General features: G+C 36.4%; 6 protein-coding genes. 3 read left to right on the plus strand and 3 right to left on the minus strand.

Translation table 11 applies throughout. The annotated features are described in order from the left end of the window. The 3 genes from ACJAT0_RS11835 to ACJAT0_RS11845 all read left to right on the plus strand — a co-directional run. A partial coding sequence (locus ACJAT0_RS11835; RefSeq protein WP_415181822.1) for an L-threonylcarbamoyladenylate synthase occupies window positions 1–533 on the plus strand: 533 nt, incomplete at its 5' end. A 68-nt stretch (window positions 534–601) separates the two neighbouring features. After that, window positions 602–928 (plus strand): DUF6660 family protein, encoded by a 327-nt coding sequence (locus tag ACJAT0_RS11840; RefSeq protein WP_415181823.1) that lies wholly within the window; start codon window positions 602–604, stop codon window positions 926–928. 196 nt (window positions 929–1,124) lie between these two features. Next, the gene (locus ACJAT0_RS11845; RefSeq protein WP_415181824.1) at window positions 1,125–3,338 is read left to right on the plus strand and encodes a TonB-dependent receptor; all 2,214 of its coding nucleotides are present in this window, start codon (window positions 1,125–1,127) and stop codon (window positions 3,336–3,338) included. A 179-nt stretch (window positions 3,339–3,517) separates the two neighbouring features. Here ACJAT0_RS11845 and ACJAT0_RS11850 read toward each other — a convergent pair whose 3' ends face one another. From ACJAT0_RS11850 to ACJAT0_RS11860, 3 genes are read right to left on the minus strand one after another with little or no spacing between them, the layout of a single operon-like run. Next, on the minus strand, window positions 3,518–4,849 hold the full coding sequence (locus tag ACJAT0_RS11850) for a YHYH protein (protein WP_415181825.1): 1,332 nt from the start codon (window positions 4,847–4,849) through the stop codon (window positions 3,518–3,520). Between the two features lie 10 nt (window positions 4,850–4,859). Continuing rightward, a complete protein-coding gene (locus ACJAT0_RS11855) occupies window positions 4,860–5,882 on the minus strand; it encodes a cytochrome-c peroxidase (RefSeq protein ID WP_415181826.1) in 1,023 nt (340 codons plus the stop codon). Between the two features lie 11 nt (window positions 5,883–5,893). After that, window positions 5,894–6,607, minus strand: coding sequence for an MbnP family protein (locus ACJAT0_RS11860; protein WP_415181827.1), 714 nt, complete (start codon window positions 6,605–6,607; stop codon window positions 5,894–5,896). Window positions 6,608–7,106 lie beyond the last annotated feature (499 nt).

Here is a 7,106-nt window from a genome sequence, read left to right on the forward strand (position 1 = left end):
TCAGCCCGACGACCGCGCAACATGTGAAGAGCTATTTTGACGGTGAATTGGAAATGATACTCGATGGTGGTGACTGTGAAAATGGGATTGAGTCTACTATAGTAGGTTTTGAAAATGGCGAGCCTGTAGTGTATCGATTGGGTTCTATATCGCTGGAAGATATTACCGCAGTTGCGGGTCCGGTTATTCTTAAAAACAATAAAGAGCAAGCACCTAACGCACCAGGAATGCTAGAAAAGCACTATGCACCTCGTACAAAAACTTTTCTAGTTGAAAATATAGCCGCTTTCATCGCGCTGCATCCTGATAAAAAAATAGGGCTTCTGCTCCATTCTATGGACCATGCTCACTTTAAAGTTTCTGAAATAATCTACCTTTCTAAAATTGGAGATTTAAAAGAAGCCGCATCTGAATTGTACAATGCCATGCATCAACTAGATCAATTAGATCTAGATGTAATTGTTGCGCATCGATTGCCAGATAAAGGATTGGGGAAATCTATCAATGATCGATTGGAACGAGCAACAAAGTAATTTTAATTCCATTTATTAGAATCCTCTTAAGTGATGGCTGGTATAATTTCCTTTTTTATCTTTACAACGTGAAAGTCATTCTATTCCTTTTCTCGATTTATTTTTTAAGTCTCCATATGATTCCATGCAATGATGCAAATGTGGAGTCCCACGACGATGTGACACCAGTGGAAGCTAGTGGAGATCTTGAGGACCACAAAAACCACGACCCAAAAGATCAGTGTTCTCCGTTCTGTCCGTGTAATTGCTGCTCCGTTCATGTAATTACTTATGAATTTCAAATACTGGATTTTCAACATATTCCAGAAATAAAAACGAAAATATCTTCTTATAATAATCCATTATATGATGGATATAACGGCTCTATTCTACAGCCGCCTCGATTAAATAGCTAAATTTTCCAGAAGACTGTTCAAAATTCAGATGTCGTATGAGCACTTCAATACTTTTAAAATACATTTGTCAAAGACCATTATTTCCTTAGGGATAAAGGCTTATCAACACTTCGATAACTCAATGTAAATGAGATCCAACGGGCAACTGAAATAACTACAACAGCCTCATTTTTTTAGTCTATTTAAAAATTATTACATGAAAAAAATTATTTTATGCAGTGTGTTGTTGCTGTGTTACGCTTTTGCTAAAGCGCAATCAAAAACAACCTATGATATCCGAATAACTGTGATATCAGAAGAAGATAACGAACCTTTATTAGGTGCCAATGCTATTATCAGAAGCCTAAAAAAAGGCGCTATGTCTGACCTTAATGGTAAAGGGATTATCAAATATGTGCCAGCGGGAACTTATGACCTTACGGTATCTTATGTAGGTCACGAAAGCAAAACGGTTATAGCAATCGTCCCAGACCAACTAAATTACCATTTTGAACTCCACAAAGCAGAAGGTGAACTCGATGAAATCGTGATCCAATCCACACGTTCTTCTCGGAGTTTCAAACGCACGCCTACCCGAGTAGAATTTATAGGTGGAGAAGAACTGATTGAAAAAACAGCCATGAACAGTACCAACATCGCCATGATGTTGCGAGAAAGTACGGGAATACAAATGCAACAAACCTCGCAAAGTAGTGCCAATCAATCGATACGTATTCAAGGACTCGATGGACGTTATACACAGCTTTTAAAAGATGGTTTCCCTCTTTATGGAGGTTTTGCAGGTGGATTGAGTATCATGCAGGTACCGCCTTTAGATATTGCCCAGTTTGAGATTATTAAAGGAAGCTCTTCCACACTTTATGGTGGTGGTGCTATCGCAGGACTGGTAGATATGGTTTCAAAAACACCAAATGAAGAAAAAGAGCTGGACTTAATGCTCGTAGGAACGCAGGCTTTGGGACTTACAGGAAATGTGTTTTATAGCGCACGCGACGAGAAATGGGGAACGACACTATATGCAAGTGCCAATTCTCAAAAAGAGTACGATCCTGATGGAGATAAATTTTCTAATCTACCGCGAGCAAGAACGATATCATTGAATCCTAAAGTATTTTATTATCCAAGTGATAAAACCACGATTTGGTTAGGTCTAAATGGAACCTATGACCAGCGTAAAGGGGGAAACCTCGATGCTATTAAAGATAATAGCAATGCGTATACCGAAGAAAATATTTCTCGCAGATTCAGTACTCAAGCAATATGGGACACAGAGCTAAGTGACAACTCCAGCTTCCAATTCAAAAATAGTGTGGCCTATTTTAATCGAGAATTGCTCCTCCCTAATATGGATTTTAAAGGAAGTCAGGTCAACACGTTTACCGAGGTAAATTATAAAACTAATACAGAAAAAACAGAATGGATTTTTGGAGCTAATTTATACTCTTCTAATTTTAATGAAGATGCGGTAACCAATGAACGTGACCAAAAAGATCTTACTGCAGGTTCCTTTGTAAATAATGTAACTGATTTGAACGATAATTGGATTCTAGAAACGGGTCTACGTACAGATTTTACAACAGATTGGGGCTTTTTTGCATTGCCTAGAGCATCTGTGTTATATAAAAGTAATGGAAGGTTTACAAGTCGTTTAGGTGGTGGATTGGGTTACAAAATTCCAGATTTATTTACAGAAGATGCAGAGCGTTTGAATTTTCAAAATGTTATGTCAATTGATAAAAATGTGCTGGTAGCAGAGACCTCTTATGGATTGAATCTCGATTTTGACTATGGTTTTGCTATTACAGACAAAATTGACTTTACTATAAATCAGCTGTTTTATATAACCGCTATTGATGACGGTTTGCTCTTAAATTCTAGCGTTACCAATGCTGGAATGTTTGAATATTCTAATGCTACAGATGTAACTCTGAGTCGCGGTGCAGAGACCAATATAAAGTTCTCTTATAAAGACTTTAAATGGTTCTTAAACTATGCGCACATTGATACACAATTAAATTTTCTAGATGGCAATCCTCAAAAACCACTTACTGCAAAGCATAATGCTGGTAGTGTCATCATGTACGAAAATGAAAAGTGGCGCATAGGTTATGAAACCTATTATACCGGTAAGCAATTGCTATTCAATGGAACAGAAACTACAGATTTCTTTACTATGGGATTGCTCGTAATGAAAAACTTTGACTGGGGAAATGTGTTCTTTAATTTTGAGAATTTAACAGACCGCAGGCAAAGCCGATTCTCTCCTACTGTAGCTGTCGATATATCTGGAATTCCTACTTTTAATGAAATCTACGCGCCTACAGATGGGTTTATATTAAGTGCTGGAATAATTTGGAAACCTTTTGGTAATACCAGTCATCATGGGCATGGGCATCATGATGATGATTAGGTTTTTGTAGCTTCAAAAAGAAGCCTGCTGGATGATAGTTTTCTATACCCTCTAGCAGGCTTTTATTTTTACTATAGTTCTTTGTCCGAGCGCTCGTAATTCAACATGTACCGCATCCTCTTCTTTAAGAAGTTCGCTTTCGCGAAAGCAAAACAGGTATCCATCTGTAAATAATAATTCTATCTATCTAAAATAACCTTGTGGGTCACCGTGTTTGCATCATTACTGATCTTCACAAAATAAACACCGTTATACAATGCAGTAGTATCTAAAACACTCAGTGTACTTCCCTGTAAAATATGTTCCTTTAATACAAGTTGTCCGAGACTATTATAAACAGCAACTTTTAAATCTAATGGCGACAGTGTAGACTGAATCGCGATAAAATCCTGGGATGGATTAGGATAAATAGTAATAGCATCAAGTGCCGCCACACTTTCATTACTTAACACATAGGGAGTTGTAGTCTCTGAAATACTTGCTACATCACCACCTACCACATTACCATAATAAGTAGGGCCCACCACATAAGGATAAGCGCTGTTATGATTTGCATCTACGGTTGCATAGTAAGCATAAGTTCCATTGGGATACTCTGGTGTGATTGCAAAACGGCCATTGTGTTCATCTAGATAATCAGCCGCTGTGTTTGCTACATACCTATAGTCTTCTCTAAAATAACCATTTATATAAGTCGCATTAACCGCAGGCCCATTTGTTCGCGTCGCGGCAGTATTTAATTGATAACTTGATTTCATTCTGGTTACCGCACCTGTTCCATTTGTATTTGTAAAGGCATATGCGCCATAGATAGGATAGCCGTCATAAGCAAAACCTATAAGTGGTGAGTGGCTATTTTGATCAATTACATACAAACCATCTGCTGGGTAAGTAGAACAGATATTAGAAACGACTATTAAGTCTAGGTCAAAGGCACTGGGGTTTTGGTGGTGGTGGTAATTTCCCATTGCTGGATGTGCTTTTGCACAGTCGAATCCTCCCATCTCTGCGGGAATAGCATCTCTGTTCCAGTCTCTTGCTGCCATAGGGCCACCAGGACAGGGTGGATTTCCTGGTCCGCCACACAGTGAATTGGTAGTAGAATTCCAAGAGACTCCATCTCTATAATCAAATAACGAGACTCCATTAATAAAGACACCTATATTTCCACCTGTTGTAGCTGTAGCTGCTCCTGTGTTTTGAGAAGGTATTAACGGAAATTGATAAATCGCATTTTGATCTGATGCCAAAGAAGGGTTTCCGTCTAAAAAAGGCCCTGTAATATAAGCTGGTATTCCTGTAGCAGAAACATAAACCCAACTAGCCGAGTATTCAACGCTTTGTACATTTGCCAATACGTTGTCATTTACAGGCGTAGAATTACCGTTTATGTAATGCCTGCCCATAATATTGGTGGTATTCTGTAGCCAGTCTGTAATCACTGGATTTGTTTGTGCTATAGCGGCAAATACGCCGCATAATATGGCTATTGTGGTGGTGATTTTTTTCATGATTATTTGATTAGGGTTTTGGTTTTTCTCTAGGAAAGGAATAGCGTTTATCGTACAAAAACTCAAAGTCTGAAAGCGTTTTTAGAAATACGAGTAGGTCTGTTTTATTGTTTTGGGAGAGCTTAATGTCTTTAATTACATTGTCTGTTGTCTTGTTATGGTTTACTGCGTTTACATAATGATCTAGAACTTCTCGTAAGGACTCAAAGCGACCATCGTGCATATATGGAGCGGTAAATTGAATATTTCTTAAAGTAGGTACCTTAAATTTAAGAAAATCCACTGGGTTTTTTGTTATTCCATATCTCCCGTAATCATTTAAAGTAGTATCTATAGATAAACCATTATTCTTAAAATCAGTAGCTGTAAATAGTGGCGCTCTATGACAACTAGAACAGTTGTTTTTAAATAATTCTAATCCGCTTTTTTCTTGATCAGTAAAGGTCACATCATCTTCTTTTCTTATGTACTTATCGTATTTGGAAGTATAACTATTTAGAGAAATAGTAAATTGAGAAAGTGCTTTTAAGGTATGCTGTCCCGTAATGATACTGTCTTTAAAAACCTTGTAAAAGAGTTTTCTATACTTAGAAGAAGCGTTTAATTTTTTAACGACTTCCTTTAGAGAAGAATCCATTTCATCTTCACTAGTAATAGGCTGCAATGCCTGCATATCCATATGGTTTACACCGCCATCCCACATAAAGGACTTGTTCCAAGCAAGGTTCATTAAAGCTAGCGAGTTGCGTTTTCCTATTCTTCCATCAATTCCATGACTTAAATCGTGATCCACGTGAGTGAATCCTGTTGCCTGTAAATGACAGTTCGCACAGGAAATGGTTCCATCTCGGGAAAAATCAGGCTCATAAAATAATTTTCTCCCCAGTTGAAAACCTTCTTCTGTTACTGGATTTTTCTTAAAATCATAAACTGGAACTGGCCAGTAATCTGGATAGTCCCAATAACTTTCTTTAACTTTTATAACTGTAAATGCCGTCGTAAACGATACGAGTAAAGCAAACGATATGTACATCGGTCGCTTATTCATTTTGAGATAGAGAATAATAAAGGAAATTTTAATGACTGCTGGTATGCCGCTTCTCCAGGAATCATAATTTGATTCCTTTCAGATAAATTGATGTCTTTAAAAAATACGGAGATATCTACTTCTATTTTAATGCTAGAAGAAAGCCTATCTTTCAAATCAAGAGTGTGGTTTCTAGTAGTGGAGTGCGGTGATTTATAACCGCCGATATGAAAAGAAAATTTATTTTTACGCGTAGGGCAACTTGGGCTTTCTCCTTCTAATTTAAAATTAATATAACCGCTTTGCCATGCCCAGTACATGCCGTGAATGGGATCTAAATCACCGCTTTGTGCACCGGCATCATGCAATTTTTCATCCACCCCTATTTTGAACGTAATTTGTGAAAAATTATGTTTCTTATGAGTATGTAATTCAAAGCTAAGTGTCTGTTTATTAAAAGCATCAATTAAATAAGTGCTTTTTGGTATGGGAAGACGTTTGTCTTGAGTGTTGAATAATTCAAAATCGGTAAGGTAAAAACGTAATTTACTGATTTGTATGGAATCTCCTAAAAGGGTTATGTACCATTTATTCTTTAAGATCTGTTTTCCTTTAAAAGTAGGTAGGATCTCTATAGCGATATTGTGATTGTTATCATTTTTTTGCGCCTTACAATTATCCATAAAACATAGAGTGAAAATAAATAAGGCAAGTAATCCCGCGGTTTTCAAATAGAAGATGTTATCCTCCTGTGACTCTGAAAAAGAGTAAAGGTTTAACCTCAACAATTATTTCTATTGTCTACTACTAAATAAACATCAAAATAACAGACTAAATTCGTTTCTATTTCCTTTGTACTTCAGGTATAAAAATATTTCAAATGTATAATCAATCATTTGAAAATTTATTTCATAAAACTACATATAGTTATTATTCCAAAGCAACTCTTGGTTTTTGAATAACAAAACTTAAATCCTACCGTAGCATACAAAAGGACAAAAAATATATAAGCATTCCCAAGTAGTGTCACATCGAGCGTTAATGAGAAAACGTCTTGTATTTGAAAACGATAATTGTGTAAATAATATATAAGCCATAGAATGGATTCCTATCCTAAGACTTTCTAAAAGCTTTTGTAATGATATAATATCAAATTTTATGTGATCTACTTCGGTAGTACAAAAATAATTTTAGACGTTTCTTAAATTTTTAACTTAAAAATAAGTAGCT

Source organism: Nonlabens sp. (assembly GCF_047636915.1).
Classification (GTDB): Bacteria; Bacteroidota; Bacteroidia; order Flavobacteriales; family Flavobacteriaceae; genus Nonlabens.